15 protein-coding genes and 1 pseudogene are annotated in these 19,490 nt (G+C 72.3%); 8 read left to right on the top strand and 8 right to left on the bottom strand.

Going from position 1 to position 19,490, the window contains the following annotated elements; translation table 11 throughout:
* The first annotated feature begins 57 nt into the window (after positions 1-57).
* From DY218_RS28420 to DY218_RS28410, 3 genes are all read left to right on the top strand, one after another.
* Complete coding sequence (locus DY218_RS28420) at positions 58-1,488, top strand: FGGY family carbohydrate kinase (protein WP_128559017.1); 1,431 nt, start codon at positions 58-60, stop codon at positions 1,486-1,488.
* Positions 1,489-1,644: 156 nt separating this feature from the next.
* Positions 1,645-3,378 (top strand): ABC transporter ATP-binding protein, encoded by a 1,734-nt coding sequence (locus tag DY218_RS28415; protein WP_128559016.1) that lies wholly within the window; start codon positions 1,645-1,647, stop codon positions 3,376-3,378.
* Positions 3,378-5,369 carry an ABC transporter ATP-binding protein gene (locus tag DY218_RS28410; RefSeq protein ID WP_128559015.1) on the top strand — a complete coding sequence of 664 codons (1,992 nt, stop codon included), beginning with the start codon at positions 3,378-3,380 and terminating at the stop codon, positions 5,367-5,369. The genes DY218_RS28415 and DY218_RS28410 overlap by 1 nt, the downstream gene beginning before the upstream one ends.
* 74 nt (positions 5,370-5,443) lie before the next feature.
* On the opposite strand, the gene DY218_RS28405 is transcribed toward DY218_RS28410, so the two are convergent.
* The 5 genes from DY218_RS28405 to DY218_RS28385 form a co-directional block, all read right to left on the bottom strand.
* Entirely contained in the window at positions 5,444-6,739 is a 1,296-nt protein-coding gene (locus DY218_RS28405; RefSeq protein ID WP_128559014.1) for an RNA polymerase sigma factor, read from the bottom strand.
* A gap of 221 nt (positions 6,740-6,960) precedes the next feature.
* Positions 6,961-8,880, bottom strand: a complete 1,920-nt coding sequence (gene dnaG / locus DY218_RS28400; RefSeq protein ID WP_128559013.1) for a DNA primase — start codon at positions 8,878-8,880, stop codon at positions 6,961-6,963.
* 88 nt (positions 8,881-8,968) lie between these two features.
* Positions 8,969-10,240: an NAD(P)/FAD-dependent oxidoreductase gene (locus tag DY218_RS28395; protein WP_128559012.1), complete on the bottom strand. Its 1,272-nt coding sequence runs from the start codon at positions 10,238-10,240 to the stop codon at positions 8,969-8,971.
* A gap of 131 nt (positions 10,241-10,371) precedes the next feature.
* Positions 10,372-11,679, bottom strand: coding sequence for a deoxyguanosinetriphosphate triphosphohydrolase (locus DY218_RS28390; protein ID WP_128559011.1), 1,308 nt, complete (start codon positions 11,677-11,679; stop codon positions 10,372-10,374).
* Positions 11,680-12,011: 332 nt separating this feature from the next.
* A complete protein-coding gene (locus DY218_RS28385) occupies positions 12,012-12,884 on the bottom strand; it encodes a sirohydrochlorin chelatase (protein WP_128559010.1) in 873 nt (290 codons plus the stop codon).
* A 144-nt stretch (positions 12,885-13,028) separates the two neighbouring features.
* Between DY218_RS28385 and DY218_RS28380 the strand changes: the two genes are divergently transcribed.
* Together DY218_RS28380 and DY218_RS28375 are read left to right on the top strand one after the other, a co-directional pair.
* Positions 13,029-13,730 carry a SanA/YdcF family protein gene (locus DY218_RS28380; RefSeq protein ID WP_128559009.1) on the top strand — a complete coding sequence of 234 codons (702 nt, stop codon included), beginning with the start codon at positions 13,029-13,031 and terminating at the stop codon, positions 13,728-13,730.
* A 262-nt stretch (positions 13,731-13,992) separates the two neighbouring features.
* Positions 13,993-16,146: a molybdopterin oxidoreductase family protein gene (locus DY218_RS28375; protein WP_233521944.1), complete on the top strand. Its 2,154-nt coding sequence runs from the start codon at positions 13,993-13,995 to the stop codon at positions 16,144-16,146.
* On the opposite strand, the gene DY218_RS28370 is transcribed toward DY218_RS28375, so the two are convergent.
* The 3 genes from DY218_RS28370 to DY218_RS28360 form a co-directional block, all read right to left on the bottom strand.
* Positions 16,079-16,681, bottom strand: coding sequence for a gamma-glutamylcyclotransferase family protein (locus DY218_RS28370; RefSeq protein WP_325052027.1), 603 nt, complete (start codon positions 16,679-16,681; stop codon positions 16,079-16,081). The two genes, DY218_RS28375 and DY218_RS28370, sit on opposite strands and share 68 nt — an antisense overlap.
* Positions 16,678-17,004, bottom strand: coding sequence for a divalent-cation tolerance protein CutA (cutA, locus tag DY218_RS28365; protein ID WP_128559007.1), 327 nt, complete (start codon positions 17,002-17,004; stop codon positions 16,678-16,680). Before cutA ends, DY218_RS28370 begins: the two co-directional genes overlap by 4 nt.
* 148 nt (positions 17,005-17,152) lie before the next feature.
* Positions 17,153-17,800 carry an NADPH-dependent FMN reductase gene (locus tag DY218_RS28360; protein WP_128559006.1) on the bottom strand — a complete coding sequence of 216 codons (648 nt, stop codon included), beginning with the start codon at positions 17,798-17,800 and terminating at the stop codon, positions 17,153-17,155.
* 64 nt (positions 17,801-17,864) lie between these two features.
* On the opposite strand from DY218_RS28360, the gene soxR reads away from it, so the two are divergent.
* The 3 genes and pseudogenes from soxR to DY218_RS28345 all read left to right on the top strand — a co-directional run.
* A complete protein-coding gene (gene soxR, locus DY218_RS28355; protein ID WP_128559005.1) occupies positions 17,865-18,347 on the top strand; it encodes a redox-sensitive transcriptional activator SoxR in 483 nt (160 codons plus the stop codon).
* Positions 18,348-18,597: 250 nt separating this feature from the next.
* Positions 18,598-19,140, top strand: a complete 543-nt coding sequence (locus DY218_RS28350) for a hypothetical protein (RefSeq protein ID WP_128559004.1) — start codon at positions 18,598-18,600, stop codon at positions 19,138-19,140.
* A 125-nt stretch (positions 19,141-19,265) separates the two neighbouring features.
* Positions 19,266-19,490: pseudogene (locus DY218_RS28345) on the top strand (hypothetical protein); the annotation flags it as partial.

Raw genomic sequence — 19,490 nt, 5'->3', positions numbered from 1 at the left:
GCACCGCGGAGGTCCGCGGTGCCCCGGCCCTTCCGCGATAGGGCAAAATCTTCAGTCATGGGGATAGTCGCCGGGTTGGACAGCTCGTCCGAGTACACACGCATCGTCGTCTGTGACACCGACACGGGTGCCGTACTCAAACAGGGGTACGCGCCGCACCCGGTGGAGGGGAAGCCGTCGGACGTCGATCCGCAGGCCTGGCTCCTCTCCCTCGGTGAGGCCGCGGCGGGCGGACTGCTCGAAGGCGTACAGGCCATCGGCGTCTCCGCGCAGCAGAACGCCGTGGTGCCGATCGACGCCCAGGGCTCGACGGTGCGCCCGGCCATGACCGGCGGCGACAAGCGCGCCCAGGTCGCCGCGGCCGATCTGATCGACTCGCTCGGCGGGCGGCAGGCCTGGGCCGAGGCGGTGGGCTGCGTCCCGCAGTCGGCGCAGCCGGTGACCAAACTGCGCTGGCTGGCACGCACGGAGCCCGATGCGGCGGCCCGTACGACACTTGTGATGCAGGCCCACGACTGGCTGGTGTGGCAGCTGCTCGGCCGGCCCGCACGGCGTACGACGGACCGGGGCGGGGCCTCGGGGACCGGCTACTGGTCGGCGACGTCCGGCGCGTACCGGCCGGATCTGGTGGAGCTCGCGCTGGGGCACCAGTGCGCGCTCCCCGATGTGCTCGGCCCGGCGGACGCCGCCGGGACGACGCCGGAGGGACTGCTGATCTCGGCGGGTACGGGCGAGACCATGGCCGCCGCCTTCGGGCTCGGGATCGGGGCCGGCGACGCGGTGGTGTCGCTCGGTGCGTCCGGGTCCGTGATGGCGGTGCACCACGAGGCACTGGCCGATCCGAGCGGGATGATCACTTCTCTCGCGGACGCCACGGGCATGCACCTTCCGGTGGTCCACACGCTGAACGCGGTACGGGCCCTGCGCGGCACCGCCGAACTCCTTGGCACGGACCTGGAGGGGCTTTCGGCGCTGGCGCTCAAGTCGACGCCCGGTGCGCACGGTCTGGTGCTGCTCCCCTATCTGGAGGGCGAGCGCACCCCCGCGCTGCCGCACACCGCGGGCACGCTGAGCGGACTGCGCCGGGAGTCGATGAAGCCGGAGCATCTGGCGCGGGCCGCGTTCGAGGGGATGCTGTGCTCACTCGCGGACGCGCTCGGTGTGCTGCGCGGGCGCGGAGTCGAGGTGCGGCGGGTGTTCCTGCTCGGGGCCGCGGCCGAGCTGCCCGCGGTGCAGGCCGCGGCGCCGATGCTGTTCGGGGCGCAGGTCGTGGTGCCGCAGCCCGCCGACTATGCGGCGCTCGGGGCGGCACGGCAGGCGGCCTGGGCGCTCGGGGTGGCGCAGGGCACGCTGTCCGCGCAGGCTCCGCCGGCCTGGCAGGGGGCCGCGGCGCAGATCTTCGAGCCGGGCGAGGAGCTCCCCGTCGGGCAGGCCGTGCGCCAGCAGTACGTGTCGGTACGGGAGCAGACGCATCCCGGGGCGTTCTGACCGGCGGGCGAGGCGAGCGGGCGGCGGGCCGGGGCATGGGTTGCCGACGGCTTGCGCGTTCTTGACCGGGGTTTGATTAATCCGGTTGTAATGCGCGCGGTGTCATGGCCGAGGATGGGGTGAAACATCCTCCCCGGCTCCTGCGATGGGTATCGCGTGCTCATAAGACTCCTGCGGGCGCATCTGCGTCCGTACAAGAACTCCATAGGGCTGCTGGTCCTTCTGCAGTTTCTGCAGACCTGCGCCACCCTGTATCTGCCCACCCTGAACGCGGACATCATCGACAACGGTGTCGTCCGCGGTGACACGGGCTACATCCTCACCTACGGCGCGCTGATGATCGCGGTCACACTGGTGCAGATGACGTGCAACATCGGGGCCGTCTTCTACGGGGCCCGTACCGCGGCCGCCGTCGGACGCGATGTGCGGGCCGGGATCTTCGACCGGGTGCAGTCGTTCTCCGCGCGGGAGGTCGGCCAGTTCGGCGCCCCGTCGCTGATCACGCGGACCACGAACGACGTGCAGCAGGTGCAGATGCTGGTGCTGATGTCGTTCACGCTGATGGTGTCCGCACCGATCATGTGCGTCGGCGGCATCGTGATGGCGCTCGGGCTCGATGTGCCGCTGTCCGGTGTGCTGGTCGCCGTGGTGCCGACCCTCGCGATCTGCGTCAGCCTCATCGTGCGGCGGCTGCGCCCGCTCTTCCGCACCATGCAGGAGCGCCTCGACACGGTGAACCGGGTGCTGCGCGAGCAGATCACCGGCAATCGCGTCATCCGTGCCTTCGTACGCGACCGCTACGAGAAGCAGCGGTTCAAGGGCGCGAACGAGGAGCTCACCGAGGTGTCCCTCGGCACCGGCCGGCTGCTCGCCCTGATGTTCCCCATCGTGATGACGGTCGTGAACGTCTCGTCGATCGCGGTGGTCTGGTTCGGTGCGCACCGCATCGACAGCGGGGGCATGGAGATCGGTGCGCTCACCGCGTTCCTCGCGTATCTGATGCAGATCGTGATGTCCGTCATGATGGCCACCTTCATGTTCATGATGGTGCCGCGGGCCGAGGTGTGTGCCGAGCGGATCCAGGAGGTGCTCGGCACTTCGTCCAGCGTGGTGCCGCCGCGCGAGCCGGTCCTCGAGCTGCGCCGGCACGGGCATCTGGAGGTCCGGGACGCCGGGTTCAGCTATCCGGGTGCGGAGGCCGCGGTGCTCTCGGCGGTCTCCCTGGAGGCGCTGCCCGGCGAGACGACCGCCGTGATCGGCTCCACGGGCAGCGGGAAGTCGACACTGCTGGGTCTGGTGCCGCGGCTCTTCGACACCACGGAGGGCCAGGTCCTCGTCGACGGCGTGGACGTGACGACCCTCGATCCCGCGCTGCTCGCGCGGACCGTGGGGCTCGTACCGCAGAAGCCGTATCTGTTCGCCGGCACGGTCGCGACGAATCTGCGGTACGGCAATCCCGACGCGAGCGACGAGGAGTTGTGGCACGCGCTGGAGGTGGCGCAGGCCAAGGGTTTCGTCGAGGACCTGGAGCAGGGGCTCGACTCCCCGATCTCGCAGGGCGGCACCAATGTCTCCGGCGGGCAGCGGCAGCGGCTCGCGATCGCGCGGACGCTGGTGCAGCGGCCGGAGATCTACCTCTTCGACGACTCCTTCTCGGCCCTTGACTACGCGACCGACGCGGCGCTGCGTACCGCGCTCGGCCGGGAGACCAGGGACGCCACCGTGGTGATCGTCGCCCAGCGGGTGTCGACCATCCGGGACGCGGACCGGATCATCGTCCTCGACGAGGGCCGGGTGGTCGGGACCGGGCGCCATCACGAGCTGATGGACGGCAATGAGACGTACCGGGAGATCGTGCTCTCCCAGCTGACGGAAGCGGAGGCCGCCTGATGGCCGGTCCTGGCGGACGCGCGATGGCCGGCGCCGGAGCGCCCGACCAGCGCTCGATGGACTTCAAGGGGTCGAGCAGACGGCTGCTCGCCCAGTTCAGGACGCAGCGCCTGACCATGTACGCGATGCTGCTCGCCGTGGTGATCAGCGTGGGTCTCTCGGTCGTCGGGCCGAAGATCCTCGGCAAGGCGACCGACCTGATCTTCGCGGGCATCGTCGGCCGTGACATGCCCGACGGCGCCAGCAAGGAGCAGGTGCTCGAGCAGATGCGGGACGGCGGCGACGACGGGGTCGCCGACATGCTCTCCGGCACCGACTTCACCCCGGGCCAGGGCATCGACTTCACGGCGGTCGGCGAGGTGCTGCTGCTCGCGCTCGCGGTGTTCGCGGTGGCGGGACTTGCGATGGCGGTCGCGACCCGCCTGGTGAACCGGGCGGTCAACCTGACCGTGTACCGGATGCGCGAGGACATCCAGAGCAAGCTCTCACGGCTGCCGCTCTCGTACTTCGACCAGCGGCAGCGCGGCGAGGTGCTCAGCCGCGCCACCAACGACATCGACAACCTCGGCCAGACGCTGCAGCAGTCCATGGGGCAGATGATCAACTCGCTGCTCACCGTGGTCGGTGTGCTGGTGATGATGTTCTGGATCTCGCCGCTGCTGGCTCTGGTGGCGCTGATCACCGTGCCGTTGTCGTACGTGGTGGCGACCCGGGTCGGCAAGCGCTCGCAGCCGCACTTCGTGGCGCAGTGGAAGTCGACCGGCAAGCTGAACGCGCACATCGAGGAGATGTACACCGGCCATGCCCTGGTGAAGGTGTTCGGGCGGCAGGAGGAGTCGGCCGCGCAGTTCGCCGAGCAGAACGCGGCGCTCTACGAGGCGGGCTTCAAGGCGCAGTTCAACAGCGGCATCATGCAGCCGCTGATGATGTTCGTGTCGAATCTGAACTACGTCCTGGTGGCCGTGGTCGGCGGTCTGCGGGTGGCCTCCGGCACGCTGTCGATCGGCGATGTGCAGGCGTTCATCCAGTACTCGCGGCAGTTCTCGATGCCGCTCACCCAGCTCGCCTCGATGGCGAACCTGGTGCAGTCCGGCGTCGCCTCCGCGGAGCGGATCTTCGAACTGCTCGACGCGGACGAGCAGGAGCCGGACCCGGTGCCGGCCGAGCGGCCCGCCGAGCTACGCGGTCAAGTGGCCTTCGAGGACGTGGCCTTCCGCTACGACCCGGACAAGCCGCTGATCGAGGATCTGTCGCTGGCCGTCGAGCCCGGGCACACCGTCGCCATCGTCGGGCCGACCGGCGCGGGCAAGACCACGCTGGTGAATCTGCTCATGCGGTTCTACGACGTGACGGGCGGCCGGATCACCCTGGACGGCGTGGACATCGCGAAGATGTCGCGCGACGAACTGCGGTCCGGCATAGGCATGGTGCTGCAGGACACCTGGCTGTTCGGCGGGACGATCGCCGAGAACATCGCGTACGGCGCGGACTCGTCCGGTGCCGCACGGGAGGCCGCCGGGAACGCCGACAAGAACGGCGGCAGCCATGTCGGCGGCGTCACGCGCCTGCAGATCGAGGAGGCGGCGCGGGCGGCCCACGCGGACCGGTTCATCCGTACGCTGCCCGACGGCTACGACACGGTGATCGACGACGAGGGCAGCGGGGTCAGCGCCGGCGAGAAGCAGCTGATCACCATCGCGCGGGCCTTCCTGTCCGATCCGGTGATCCTGGTGCTCGACGAGGCGACCAGCTCCGTCGACACCCGTACCGAGGTGCTGATCCAGCAGGCGATGGCGCGGCTCGCGCACGGCCGTACGTCCTTCGTGATCGCCCACCGGCTCTCCACGATCCGGGACGCGGACACCATTCTGGTGATGGAGGACGGGGCGATCGTCGAGCAGGGCACGCACGATGCGCTGCTCGCGGCGGACGGTGCGTATGCCCGGCTCTACCGGGCGCAGTTCGCCGAGGCCGTGGTGGAGGTCGACTGATCCGGCGCTGGTACGTGACGGGTCCGGCCCGCCCCTCGGGGTGGCCGGGCCCGTCCGTGTACGGGCGTCTCGGGTCAGTCGAGGTAGCCGCGGAGCTGGTCGGCGAAGGCGTGGTCGCGGAGCTTGTTGAGGGTCTTGGACTCGATCTGGCGGATGCGTTCGCGGGTCACGCCGAAGATGCGGCCGATCTCCTCGAGGGTGCGGGGCCGGCCGTCGGCGAGACCGTAGCGGAGCTGGACGACCTTGCGTTCGCGTTCGCCGAGAGTGGAGAGCACGGCCTCCAGATGCTGGCGGAGCAGCAGGAACGCGGCGGACTCGACGGGTGAGGCGGCGTCCCCGTCCTCGATGAGATCGCCGAGTGCGACCTCGTCCTCCTCGCCGACGGGCGCGTGCAGCGACACCGGTTCCTGGGCGAGGCGCAGGACTTCGCTGACCCGCTCCGGGGTCAGGTCCAGCTGCTCGGCCACGTCCTCGGGGGTCGGCTCGTATCCGCGCTCCTGGAGCATGCGGCGCTGTACCCGGACGACCCGGTTGATCAACTCGACGACGTGTACGGGCACCCGGATGGTGCGGGCCTGGTCGGCGAGGGCGCGGGACATGGCCTGGCGGATCCACCAGGTCGCGTACGTGGAGAACTTGTAGCCGCGGGCGTAGTCGAACTTCTCGACTGCCCTGATCAGGCCGAGGTTTCCCTCCTGGACCAGGTCGAGCATGGTCAGGCCGCGGCCCACGTAGCGCTTGGCGACCGAGACGACGAGGCGCAGATTGGCCTCGATGAGACGGCGTTTGGCCATCCGGCCGAGCACGACGAGGCGGTCCAGGTCGAGGGCTAGCCGGGAGTCCAGGTCGGATGCGCCGGCCAGCTTCTCCTCGGCGAACAGGCCTGCTTCGACGCGGCGCGCGAGCTCGACCTCCTCGGCGGCGCTGAGCAGCGGGATCCGGCCGATCTCGCGCAGGTACTGGCGGAACAGGTCGGAGGACGGGCCGCCGGTCTCCTGGCGTACGCGGCGCTCGGGCGGATCGGGTGGATCGGGTGGATCGGGTATGTCCGCGGGCTCGGGTGTCGGTGGGGCGCCGGACTCGGGGTGGTGCGCGACGCGACTCTGCGACGGGACGGCGGAGATGACGTCGGAGTCGGCGATCGCGGGGCCCTCCGGGGCGGGGGACGGCTGGGTGAGGGTGACGCTCTGGGTCTGGGTCTGCACGGGGGCGACCTCCAGGGTGATCGCGGCCGCTTCGGGGGTGGGCGGCAGCGGTACGTCCGGGACGGCGGCGGCCTCGCCGCTGTCCGTCCCGTGATCGATGAGCGGAACCGCGGGTTCGATCGACCCACGGGAGGTGGGTCGGCCGCGCTCCGAGGACTCAGGCACCAGGTCCCAGTGTGGCGGACGACACATCGTTGCCACGAGGGGCTTGCGCGGGATTTTTGGGCGGGGCCCAAGGACGCGGCCCCCGTCCGGGCACCATCCAGCCCGTCCGGCGATTGAGGACATTTTCAGCCCGTCCGGCGATTGGCCTGGACGGCCTCGTCCTCAAACGCCGGACCGGCTACGTAGTACCGCACAGGCTGAAGTTGCCGGACGGGCTCACGTCAGAGGGCCGCCGCGCCTCGCTCCTGGAGGGAGCGCGCGTACTGCTGGAGGACCCAGAGCTCGCTCTGCACCGCAGTGAGCCGCGCCTCGTCACCGGCAGAGGCGAGCCGCGTGAAACTGCCCTGGAGCTCCCGCACGCGCCGGTCCACCGCGCGAAGCCGGACCTGGACCAGCTGCTCGCCCGCGTACACCTCGTCGACCGTGCGCCGCAGAATCGCCTCGACCGCGAGCTCGGTGACCATCGCGCGCACCGCGTCGTCCGGCGCGGCGTCCCGGACGAGGGCCAGATAGGCCGGGCTGTCCTGCTGCCCCTGCTCGGCGCCGCCCGCGGCCTCGATCGCCTGACGGACCGCGGCGTACGGCGGGGCGGTGAACTCGTCGGCCCCGTAGGCGTCGAAGGCCGGCGAGACCAGGTGCGGGTACTGCAGGGCGAGCTTGAGGAGTTCGCGCTCGGTGCGGTGTGCGGGGCTGCGCAGATTCAGTGCCGGGCCGCCGGGGGCCCGAGGTGCGGCGGCAGGCGCGTCGGACGGCGCGGCACTCGGCCGCCCCCGGTCCCGTCCCGGCCCGGAGGGCCCGCGGCCACCGCGGTCCCGTGCCCAACGGGCCACCTGTGCCACTCGCTTGACGACGAACTGGGTGTCCATGATGCCGAGCAGTCCGGCCAGCTGGACGGCGGACTCGTGCTGGATCGCGACGTTCTTGATCCCGGCGACGATCGGTGCCGCCTCGTCGAGGGCGGCCGCGCGGCCCGCCGGGGTGTCCAGATTGTGCCGCAGGACGACCTGCCGGATGGCGAACTCGAAGAGCGGCGTACGGGATTCGACCAGCTCCTTGACCGCGACGTCGCCTTCGGCAAGCCGCAGGTCACAGGGGTCCATCCCGCCCGGGGTGATCGCGATGGAGGTCTCCGCGGCGAATTTCTGGTCGTCCTCGAAGGCGCGGAGCGCGGCCTTCTGCCCTGCCGCGTCGCCGTCGAAGGTGAAGATCACCTCGGCGGTGGCGTGGTCCATCAGGAGGCGCCGGAGGATCTTGATGTGGTCGCCGCCGAAGGCCGTGCCACAGGTCGCGATCGCGGTCGTGATGCCCGCCAGATGGCAGGCCATGACGTCCGTGTATCCCTCGACGACGACCGCGCTCGACGTCTTCGCGATCTCCTTCTTGGCCAGGTCGATTCCGTACAGGACCTGGGACTTCTTGTAGATCGCGGTCTCAGGGGTGTTCAGGTACTTCGGGCCGTTGTCGTCGTCGCGGAGCTTGCGGGCGCCGAAGCCGACGACGTCGCCCGCGATGTCCCTGATCGGCCACATGAGGCGGCCGCGGAAGCGGTCGATGGGGCCGCGGCGGCCGTCCTGGGACAGGCCGGAGAGCACCAGCTCCTTGTCGGTGAAGCCCTTGCCGCGCAGGAAGCGGGTGAGGTGGTCCCAGCCGGCGGGGCTGTATCCGACGCCGAAGTGGGCGGCCGCGGACTGGTCGAAGCCGCGCTCGGCGAGGAAGCGGCGGCCGATCTCGGCCTCCGGGCCGTCCAGCTGCTCGGTGAAGTACTGGGCCGCCGCCTTGTGCGCCTCGATCAGACGGATGCGCTCGCCGCGCTGGTGGGTCGGGTTGTACCCGCCCTCCTCGTACCGCAGGGTGATGCCCGCCTGGCCGGCCAGGCGCTCGACCGTCTCGGAGAACGAGAGGTGGTCGATCTTCATCACGAAGGCGATCGTGTCGCCGCCCTCTTGGCAGCCGAAGCAGTGGAAGAGGCCCTTGGCCGGGCTGACCTGGAAGGACGGTGACTTCTCGTCGTGGAAGGGGCAGAGGCCCTTCAGATTGCCGCCGCCGGCATTGCGCAGCTGCAGGTACTCCGACACGACGGCGTCGATCGGGACCGCGTCCCGTACCGCCTTCACGTCCTCGTCATTGATCCTGCCCGCCACGCGGCAAGTCTACGGCCGCCCACCGACAGCACCGGCCGGGCCCGCGACCGAGGCTCCGGGCAGGGGTACGGGCCGGTGCCCGGGCAGGTCAGCCGGATGATTCCGCGAGTTCGGTGAGCGGGACGGTCGGGTCGGCGAGGCGGGCGACGTCGGGGCGGGCCCGGTTCCGGATCAGGGTCTGGATGGGCTCCGTGACGTCCCAGACGTTCACGTTCATGCCCGCGAGCACCTGGCCGTCGGCGAGCCAGAAAGCGATGAACTCCCGCTTGGCGACATCCCCGCGGAGCACCACCTGGTCGTACGACCCCTGGGGCGCCCAGCCGGAGAACTCGAGACCCACGTCGTACTGGTCGGAGAAGAAGTAGGGCACGCGCGCGTAGGAGGTGTCCTGGCCGAGCATGGAGCGGGCCGCGGCGGGACCGCCGTTGAGGGCGTTCGCCCAGTGCTCCACACGCAGCCGGCTGTCGTAGAGGGGGTGCTGTACGGCGGCGACGTCGCCGGCGGCGTAGATGTCCGGGTCGGAGGTGCGCAGCGCGGCGTCGACCGCGATGCCGCCGCCGTGCGCCCGGTCGACGAGCTCCAGGCCCGCGGACTCGGCGAGCGCCGAGCGAGGGGCGGCGCCGATCGCGGCGAGCACGTCGTGCGCCAGGTGCTCGTCGCCGTCGTCGGTGCGGACGGAGAGCACCAGGCCGTCCTGGCCGACGATCTCGGTGAGCCGTGCGCCGAAGTGGAAGCGCACCCCGTGCTCGCCGTGCAGATCGGCGAAGAGCCGGCCCACCTCGGGGCCGAGCACCGCGAACAGCGGGGTCTGCTCGGGCTCCACGACGGTCACCTCGGCGCCGTACTCGCGGGCCGCGGCGGCGACCTCCAGGCCGATCCAGCCGGCGCCGGCGATGACCAGGTGGCCGTTGTCGCGGCCGAGCGAGGCGAGGACGCCGCGCAGGCGCTCGGCGTGCGCCAGGCGGCGCAGGTGGTGCACGCCGGCGAGGTCGGTGCCGGGGATGTCCAGGCGGCGCGGTTCGGCGCCGGTGGCGAGCAGCAGCTTGTCGTAGCGGACGGTGGCGCCGTCGCCGAGGTGGACGGCCTTGCCCTCGCGGTCGATGTGGACCACGGGCTGGCCGAGGTGGAGTTCCACGTTCGCCCGCGCGTACCAGGCGCGCTCGTGCACGAAGACGCTGTCCCGTGCCTCCTTGCCGAGCAGATAGCCCTTGGACAGCGGAGGGCGCTCGTACGGGTGGTCGCGTTCGTCACAGATGAGGATCACCCGGCCGGTGAATCCCTCGGCCCTCAGGGTCTCGGCCGCCTTGGCGCCGGCGAGCCCTCCACCGACGATGACGAACGTCTGGTCCGCGTCCACCACTTGATGCCTCCTCAGAACCTTGCCGCCACTAGCGAGCGTCCCGCACCCGGCGATCCGCGGGAAGGGGTGCCGCTCGCTCGTGGCTCGATCACATCACGTACGGGCGGCAGTTGCCCTCAGGCGACCGTGCTCTACGCGCGCGTGCCGGTGAGGCGGGCGTGCAGAGTGCGGGCCGCGCTGTCGGTGAGCGCGGCGATCTGGTCGACCACCACACGCGCGCGTGAACGGTCGTCCGGTGCGGCGTCGAACAGGGCGCGGAACTGCGGGTCGAGGCCTTCCGGTGCGCGGGCGGTGAGCGCGGCGGCGAGCTCGGCGATCACGATCCGCTGGTCGGCCCTGAGCACTTCCTGCTCCTCGCGCTGCATCACGTACCGGTCGGCGACCGCTTTCAGTACGGCGCATTCCTGGCGTGTTTCGCGCGGTACGACGAGCTCGGCGGCATACCGGGTGAGGGAGCCGGTGCCGTACGAGGCGCGCGTGGCTGCCTCGGCGGCGAGGCAGAAGCGGCCGATGAGCTGGCTGGTGGCGTCCTTGAGGCGGGCCTGGGCGACCGCGGAGCCGTCGTAGCCGTGCGGCCACCACTCCTGGTCGAGCAGCCGGTCGAGGGCGGCGGCGAGCTCCGCCTCGTCGGTGCCGGCCGGGACGTAGCGGGCGAGCGCGACCTCGAAGATGCCTTTGCGCTCGGGGTCGGCGTGCAGCCAGTTCGGGTCGATGTGGCCGGCGTGCAGGCCGTCCTCGACGTCGTGCACCGAGTACGCCACGTCGTCGGACCAGTCCATCACCTGGGCCTCGAAGCAGATGCGGTCCTGGGGTGCGCCCTGGCGGAACCACTCGAAGACCGGGCGGTCGTCGTCGTAGACCCCGAATTTCGGGGAGCCGGGATCGGTGGGGTGGTCGCCCCTCGGCCACGGGTACTTGGTGGCGGCGTCGAGGGCGGCCCGGGTGAGGTTGAGGCCGACGCTGCGGGTGGCGCCTTCGCCGTCCGGCGCGAAGCGCTTGGGTTCGAGGCGGGTGAGCAGGCGGAGCGACTGGGCGTTGCCCTCGAAGCCGCCGCAGGACGCGGCGAATTCGTTGAGCGCCTGTTCGCCGTTGTGGCCGAACGGCGGGTGGCCCATGTCGTGGGACAGGCAGGCCGCCTCGACGAGATCGGGGTCGCAGCCGAGCGCGGCGCCTAGCTCGCGGCCCACCTGGGCGCACTCGAGGGAGTGCGTGAGGCGGGTGCGGGGGCTGGCGTCCCAGGCCTGGGTGCTGGCGCCCGGGGCCACGACCTGGGTCTTGCCTGCGAGGCGGCGCAGGGCCGCGGAATGCAGCACGCGCGCGCGGTCGCGTTGGAACGCGGTGCGGCCCGGGCGCTTGTCGGGCTCCGGCGCCCAGCGGGCGACGGAGGTGTCGTCGTAGGGCGGGGGGACCTGGCTCGGGACGGGGTCGGGCGCGCGCATAGCCCTGACCCTAAGCCGTCCACAGAATCGGCGACTGCCGACGCTGGGAGGCCCGTGCCTCTTTCAGCCCGTCCGGCGCTTGAGGACATCTTTCAGCCCGTCCGGCGCTTGAGGACATCTTTCAGCCCGTCCGGCGCTTGAGGACGAGGCCCGTTCAGGGCCGTTGCGGTTCCAGGCATCGGCCTGGCGGCCTCGTCCTCAAGCGCCGGACCGGCTTGATTTGTTGGCCTGGACGGCCTCGTCCTCAAACGCCGGACCGGCTTGATTTTGGCCTGGACGGCCTCGTCCTCAAACGCCGGACCGGCTTGATTTTGGCCTGGACGGCCTCGTCCTCAAACGCCGGACCGGCTGAGAGATGCTGGAGCTGCCGGACGGGCCGCGGTCGTGTCGTAGTGGTCCAGGAGGAGCCGCGCCACCGCGGGATGCGCCCCGAGGGGCGCGCTCACGATCCACGGCGCCGCCTCGGCGGCCTGCGCGGCGAACCGGCCGGGCGCCGTGAAGTACGAGGCGACCGCAACCCTCCCGCGCCCCCGCGCGGCAAGCGTGCGGATCGCCGAGCTCACACTCGGCCCCGCCGCCGACGCGTACGCGGCACGCACCGGCACTCCCAGACGCGCAGCGAGCGCACCCGCCGTGCGCTCCGTGTCCGTGCGCCCGTCCGGATCTCGGGAGCCCGCCGCGGCGAGCACCACACCGGCGCTGCGCCGGAACTCCGCGCCCGCCGGCCAGCCGCTCTCCGTGAGGCGCTCGTGCAGCGCCTCGACGAGCAGCGGGTGCGGCCCGAGCGGCGCGGCGACGCGGATGTCGAGGCGGCAGGCCGCGGCGGCCGCGGGCAGGTCGCGTTTGACGTGGTGTCCGCGTCCGAGCAGCAGGGGTACGAGGACGGCGGGCCGTTCGGGCTCGGAGGTCAGGTCGTCGAGGGTGTCGCCGAGCAGCGGGGCGTTGAGCTCGATGTGGCCGAGGCGTACGGGGAGGCCGGGTCGCAGTGCGCGCACCACGTCGAGCAGCCGGCGCACCGTGGCGGGCGTGCGCGGGTCGCGGCTGCCGTGCGCCACGACGACCAGCGTCGGGGTCGGGGTGTGCTGCCGCCGGGTGCCGTCGGGCGAGACCAGGCCGAGGCCGGCGCCCAGTTGGGTGTTGATGCGTCCGAACAACTGGGCCGCGCTGTCCAGGAGAGCGCCGCCGTGGTGCTTCGACTCCGTCATGCGTCAAGCGTGGGCGCCGCGGATTGCATCGCTGTTGCACACCGGTCACGGCGTCTTTCCACGGGCTCACGGGAGCGGATTGTCAGTGGTGCGCTCTAACTTGGACACAGCTGCCGACTGCCGGCGGTGACGGGGAGGACGGACATGACGGGGGCGGATGTGCAGGCGCAGCGGCGCCGCGGGCGGTGGCTGCCGCGGACTCGGCGCGGGCAGCGGCGCGCGCTGCAGGCGGTGATGCTCGGCGTCGTGCTCGCGCTGCTGCCGTCGACCTGGCTGCACGCGGCGGCCGGGGGCCGCATCGGCGGTACGGGCGAGGCGCCGCGGTCCGAGGTCGCGGTGGTGTTCGGGGCGGGCCTGTGGGACGGGGAGCCGTCGCCGTATCTGGCCCACCGGCTGGACGCGGCGGCGGAGTTGTACGAGTCGGGCACGGTCGAGGTGGTCCTTGTCACGGGCGACAACAGCAGCGCGGAGTACGACGAGCCGGACGCCATGCGCACCTATCTGACCCGCCGCGGCGTGCCGGACCGGCGCATCGTCAGTGACTATGCGGGCTTCGACACCTGGGACTCCTGCGCCCGGGCCAAGCGGATCTTCGGCGTGGACCGGGCGCTCCTGGTCAGCCACGACTTCCACATACGCAGGGCGCTCGCCCTGTGCGAGCGGGCGGGCATCGACGCGTACGGGGTCGCCGTCGCGGACGTACGGGACGCCACCTGGTACTTCGGCGGGGTCCGGGAGCTGGCCGCGGCGGGCAAGGCGGCGGCGGACGCCGTCCTGAAGCCGGATCCGACGTTCCTCGGTGACCGCGAGCCGGGTGTGCGGCAAGCCCTCGCGGCGCCGCGCTGACGGCACCGCAGCGGCCGCAGACCGCAAGTCCGCCGCCGCCTCACGGCGGGCCGGCCACGCCGATGAGGGTGGTGTGCCGTCCGCGTAACCGGCGGCGGCCGGCGGCGTAACACACGGGACGCACGCTGGGGCGATGCACTTCACGGCGCCCTCAGCGACCCCGCCCGCAGCTGCCGGAGGGGAGCCGGCCGGCGGTCGTCGGCCGGCCCCCGGCGGACCGGCCACGCCCACCCATTGCCCGTACTGCGCCCTGCAGTGCGGGATGGGTCTCGCACCGGCAGAGGGCGAGCCGGGCGGGCTCGCGGTGGTGGAGCGCCCGGAGTTCCCGGTGAACCGTGGCGCGCTGTGCGGCAAGGGCAGGACCGCACCCGCGCTGCTCGCTCGCGGGGTCAGGCTGACCGGTCCGCTGGTCCGCTCGCCCGTCAGCGGCGAGCTGGAGCCCGCCGACTGGCGGACCGCTCTCGACCGCGTCGCGCGCGGTCTGACCGGCGTCGGAGAGTCGTACGGTGCGGATGCCTGCGCCGTGTTCGGAGGAGGTGGGCTGACCAACGAGAAGGCGTACGCGCTGGGCAAGTTCGCCCGGGTGGTGCTCGGCACCTCGCAGATCGACTACAACGGCCGGTTCTGCATGTCGTCCGCCGCTGCCGCGCACCAGAAGGCGTTCGGCCTCGACCGGGGTCTGCCGTTCCCGCTGGAGGACGTGTCCCGGACGGGCTGTGTGATCCTCGTCGGATCGAACCTGGCGGAGACCATGCCGCCGGCGCTGCGTCATCTGACGGAGCTGCGGGAGGCGGGCGGCACGCTGATCGTGGTCGATCCGCGGCGCACCCGGACCGCCGAGGCCGCGGACCTGCATCTGGCGCCGCGCCCCGGCACTGATCTGGCGCTCGCGCTCGGCCTGCTGCATCTGGTGGTGGCCCAGGGCCTGACCGACGACGAGTTCGTGGCGGAACGGACCGTGGGCTGGCCGGCGGCGCGGGCCGCGGCCATGGCGCACTGGCCGGAGCTGGTGGAGCGGATCACGGGTGTACCGGTTCCGCAACTCCGGGAGGCGGTACGGCTGTTCACCGCGCCCCGGGACGCCATGGTGCTCACGGCCCGCGGCCCCGAGCAGCAGTCCAAGGGCACGGACACGGTGGGCGCCTGGATCAATCTGTGTCTGGCCACGGGCCGGGCGGGCCGCCCGCTGTCCGGGTACGGCTGTCTGACCGGCCAGGGCAACGGCCAGGGCGGACGCGAACACGGCCAGAAGGCCGACCAGTTGCCCGGCTACCGCCGACTCACCGACCCGGCGGCGCGCGAACACGTGGCGCGCGTGTGGGGCGTACCGCCACAGTCCCTGCCCGGCCCGGGCCGCAGCGCGTACGAGCTGCTCGACGCGCTGGGCGGCGAGCTGCGCGCCCTGCTCCTGATGGGGTCCAACCCGGTGGTCTCGGCGCCGCGCGCGGCGCATGTCGAGGAGCGGCTGCGGTCGCTCGACTTCCTCGCGGTGGCCGATGTGGTGCTGTCCGAGACCGCTCGACTGGCCGATGTCGTGCTGCCCGTGACCCAGTGGGCCGAGGAGTCGGGCACCACGACCAGCCTGGAGGGGCGGGTCCTGCTGCGGCGACAGGCGGTCGAGCCGCCCGACGGCGTACGCAGTGATCTGTACGTCCTGCATGAACTCGCCGCGCGGCTCGGCGTCGAGAAGGGCTTCCCGACGGATCCGGAGGAGGTCTTCGAGGAGCTGCGACGGGCGAGCGCCGGCGGGCCGGCGGACTACTCGGGCATCACGTATCGCCGACTGGCCGAGGAACAGGGGGTGTTCTGGCCGTGCCCGGACGTGGGAGCGGACGGTGACGCGGGAGCGGACGGTTCCGGGCGCCCCGAGCAATCCGAGCGCCCGGAGCAAGGCGAACCGGCCGTCGGAGCTGCGCATACGCGGCATCCCGGCACTCCGCGGCTGTTCCTCGACCGGTTCGCGCATCCGGACGGGCGGGCGCGGTTCGCGGCGGTCTCGCATCGTCCAGCGGCCGAGGAGACCGACGCGGAGTATCCGGTGGTGCTGACGACGGGCCGGGTCGTGGCCCAGTACCAGTCGGGTGCCCAGACCCGCCGGGTGGCGGAGCTGAACGCGGCCGCGCCCGGGCCGTTCGTGGAGCTGCATCCACGGCTCGCCGAGCGGATCGGGGCAGTGGAGGGCGAGCCGCTGGTGGTGGTGTCCCGCCGCGGACGGGCCGTCGCGCCGGCCCGGATCACGGGGGCGGTCAGGCCGGACACGGTGTTCATGCCGTTCCACTGGCCGGGTGGCGGGCGTGCCAACAGCCTGACCAACCCTGCCCTCGACCCGACGTCCCGGATGCCGGAGTTCAAGACCTGCGCGGTCCGCGTGGAGCGGGCCGCGCAGGCGGACGCCGGTCCGGGGCCCGTCTCCTGACCGGCTGCCCTCCGAGAGCCCACCGCCCGTACGCACAAAGGCCTTTCACGCCTACGCACACGGGCCGTTCACCCGAACCAGTCGCCGCCCGGAATCGGTGTACCGCTCGCGTCCAGGCGGGCGGCGAGCCCGGCGGGCGCGACGTACACCCACGCACGGCCGGCGAGGGCGCGGCCTCCCGGAACACGTCGAGCGGGATGCGGTCGTACAGATTCTGCGCGGAGCCGGGCCGGTGCCCCTCCAGCCGGTCGAGATCGTCGAGCACGCGCGCGTAGAGGGCGGGCAGCGGGGTGACGAGAGAGCCCCGTACCGGTCCGGCTCCGGGCGCGCGCACGGCGTACGGATAGCCGGGGCCCTCGTACAGGAGGGTGTCCGGCAGCAGGCCCGGTTCCTCGGCGAGCAGGCGTCCGCGCAGGAAGGTGTCGTGGTACCGCCCGCCAGGCCGCAGCGTCCCGTACACGAAGAACGGCAGTCGGAGGCCGGTCCGCCGGGGCGCGCCGTCCGCGGCCGCGCGCTCCTCCCCCGGCACCGTCACTGCGTGCACTCCCGGTGGACCCAGGCCAGGTAGTCCGGGCTTCCGGTGACGGGGGTCGCGAGGATCTCCGGGACGTCGTAGTCGTGGGTCCGGATGATCCACTCCTCGAGTTCCGGGTACCGCGAGGACGTGGTCTTCAGGACGACCTGCCACTCGCGGGCGGTCTCGACCGCGCCCTCCCAGCGGTAGACGGACGTCACGGGGCCGACGATCTGTGCGCAGGCGACGAGGTGCGACTCCACGGCGCCGCGGGCGAGCGCGGCCGCCTTGTCCTCGGTGTCGGTGGTGGTCAGCACGCTGAGGACGGTGAGTTCGTCGGACACGGTTCCTCCTGGGTCGGCCGGGTCGGCCCGCACGGGGTCCGCCGGCGCGGACGGGCGGACCCATCCTCCCGGAAGGCCGCACCCCGGTGCTCGCCGGCGGACGGCAGTGGCCACCCGCCCGGATCGCCGGTCCGGACCGGCGGCCGCCTCAACTCCCGTACGGCCGCACCTCCTTGGCCTCCCGCAGGGCGATGCCCCACCAGGTCAGCTGGTCCAGCATGGTCTTGGCGGCCGCGTCGGGGGCCGCCGGGTCGAGATGGTTGCCCGCGTCGTCGAAGAGGGCGCCCGCATTGTGGAAGGAGACCGTGTCGCGGACGGTGACGGCGTGCAGCTCGGCGAAGACCTGCCGCAGTTGTTCCACCGCGCGCAGCCCACCGGAGATGCCGCCGTACGAGACGAAGGCGACGGGCTTGGCCTGCCATTCGGCGCGGTGCCAGTCGATCAGGGTCTTCAGGGGCGCCGGGAAGGAGTGGTTGTACTCGGGGGTCAGGACGACGAAGGCTTCGGCGGCGGCGAGCTTCGGGGTGATGCGGGCGAGCCGGTCGGCGGCCTCGGGCGAGGGGTTGAAGGACAGGGCGGAGGGCGGCTCGTCCTCGGCGAGGTCGATGAACTCGACGTCGAGATCGGGGCGTTCGCGCACATGGGCCAGAACCCAGTCGGCGATCACGGGGCCGAACCGGCCCTCGCGGTTGGTGCCGAGCACGACGGCCACCCGGAGAGGCGCGGGTGCGGACCGCTCGGCGGCGGCAGTGGCGGTGGCGGCAGGGACGGCAGCGGCGGATGTCTGTGTGGTCATGGATCAAGGCTCGTACTTAAACCTTGGTTGAAGTCAAGCGCCGCCGGCGCATACGCTGCGGAACATGTCTCAACTCGCCTGGAACGCCAAGGAAGCCACCGTCGGCGAACTGGCCGAACGCAGCGGCGTCAGCACCTCGGCCCTGCGCTTCTACGAGCGCGAGGGCCTGATCACCAGCCGCCGCACCTCCGGCAATCAGCGCCGCTACAGCCGCGACACCCTGCGCCGGGTCGCCTTCATCCGCACCTCGCAGCGCCTGGGCATCCCGCTCTCCTCGATCCGCGAGGTGCTCGCCCTGCTGCCCGACGACCGCACTCCGACCCGTGAGGACTGGGCCCGCATCTCGGAGTGCTGGCGCGCCGACCTGGACGAGCGCATCAGCACCCTGCAGCGCCTGCGGGACCACCTCACCGACTGCATCGGCTGCGGCTGCCTGTCCATCGACGGCTGCCTGCTGTCCAATCCGCACGACGTCCTCGCTCAGGAGGGTCCAGGGGCACGGCGTCTGGCACCGGCCGCGGGCGCTTCCGCACAGGCCACCGCGTAGCGGCCCGGCCGGCGCGGGGATCACCCGTTCACAGGCGCCCTGTCGAGTGGAACACGAAAGCCCGAAGGTACGCCGCTGACCTGCGGATACGACCCGGACATCGGGTTGTGTACCGGGCCTGGTGCCGCCATCCGGCGAAACACCGGGAGGCGCACCCCGGCGAGTGCCACTTACCTCGGAGACAAGGGTTCGGCCGACGCAGCGGCACTTGGGGGTGCCGCGGGCCGGGTCCTTGCTCGGAGGGACTCGCATGCGCACCGCCACTCGCCTGCTGACCGGTACCGCGCTCGGCGCCATCGCCGCCGCGTGGCTCGCCGCCGCCCCGGCCCTGGCCGCGGGCCCTTCGGATCCCGGCGGTACGGCGGACCAGCGCCTGGAGATCCGTCCGACTCGGGCCGTGCCCGGCGATCCGGTGACCGCCCACACGAACGCCTGCGGGGCGAACGGCGCGGCCACGGGCGATGCGAGTGCCGTCGGGGCGGGCGCGTTCCGGCTCGCGCCGGGCGGCGGCGATCAGGCCGGCGGGCGGTTCGAGGTGCCGACGTCCGCGTCGCCCGGTACGTACGCGATCCGCGCCAAGTGCACCACCGGCCTCGAGGTGTCGGGCGACCTGGTCGTCACGCTCACCGCGGGCGGCGAGCAGGTGCATCCGAAGGGACATGTGAAGACGGGGGTCGGCGGCGCGCTCGGTCCCGACCCCGTACAGACCGCGGCGGGTGTGGCGGCGCTCGCCGTAGCCGCCGCGGGCGGTACCTGGCTCCTGCATCGCCGGGCGAGAGGCGACGGGATCTGACGGACACCCTCCGCTGTCCGCCGGTACCGCGGACCCTCCCCCTTCAGGCCCGGCCCCGTGCCACCTGAAGGGGGACGGGGCCGGCGACCAAGGCCGTGTCCGGAACATCCCAGAGGAGGCCCAGGATGCACCCTCCGCAGCAGCCGCACCGCAGCACTTCGGGCGAGGAACCGGTACGGCCCGCGTCCCGCCCCGTCGCCGCACGCCGGCGGCGGACGGCCGACGTGGCGATAGGCGGCGTCACCGTCCTGGCCCTGTGCGCCGGAGTCTGGCTGCTCGGCAGCGCGGCGGACGCCGACGCCCCGCCGCAGCCGACGGCCGCCGAGGCGGCGGACCCCGCGGGGCGGGAC

Origin of the sequence: Streptomyces triticagri (assembly GCF_003429565.1) — a bacterium.
GTDB classification, from domain to species: domain Bacteria; phylum Actinomycetota; class Actinomycetes; order Streptomycetales; family Streptomycetaceae; genus Streptomyces; species Streptomyces triticagri.
This window is presented reverse-complemented; position numbering and strand designations above follow the sequence as displayed.

Bases quoted from the DNA above. Each gene is read 5' to 3' on its own strand.
- soxR (WP_128559005.1), top strand. From the start codon at position 17,865: ATGTCTCAACTCGCCTGGAACGCCAAGGAAGCCACCGTCGGCGAACTG.
- DY218_RS28410 (WP_128559015.1), top strand. From the start codon at position 3,378: ATGGCCGGTCCTGGCGGACGCGCGATGGCCGGCGCCGGAGCGCCCGAC.
- DY218_RS28375 (WP_233521944.1), top strand. From the start codon at position 13,993: ATGGGTCTCGCACCGGCAGAGGGCGAGCCGGGCGGGCTCGCGGTGGTG.
- DY218_RS28420 (WP_128559017.1), top strand. From the start codon at position 58: ATGGGGATAGTCGCCGGGTTGGACAGCTCGTCCGAGTACACACGCATC.
- DY218_RS28385 (WP_128559010.1), bottom strand. From the start codon at position 12,884: ATGACGGAGTCGAAGCACCACGGCGGCGCTCTCCTGGACAGCGCGGCC.
- DY218_RS28390 (WP_128559011.1), bottom strand. From the start codon at position 11,679: ATGCGCGCGCCCGACCCCGTCCCGAGCCAGGTCCCCCCGCCCTACGAC.
- DY218_RS28360 (WP_128559006.1), bottom strand. From the start codon at position 17,800: ATGACCACACAGACATCCGCCGCTGCCGTCCCTGCCGCCACCGCCACT.
- DY218_RS28350 (WP_128559004.1), top strand. From the start codon at position 18,598: ATGCGCACCGCCACTCGCCTGCTGACCGGTACCGCGCTCGGCGCCATC.
- DY218_RS28380 (WP_128559009.1), top strand. From the start codon at position 13,029: ATGACGGGGGCGGATGTGCAGGCGCAGCGGCGCCGCGGGCGGTGGCTG.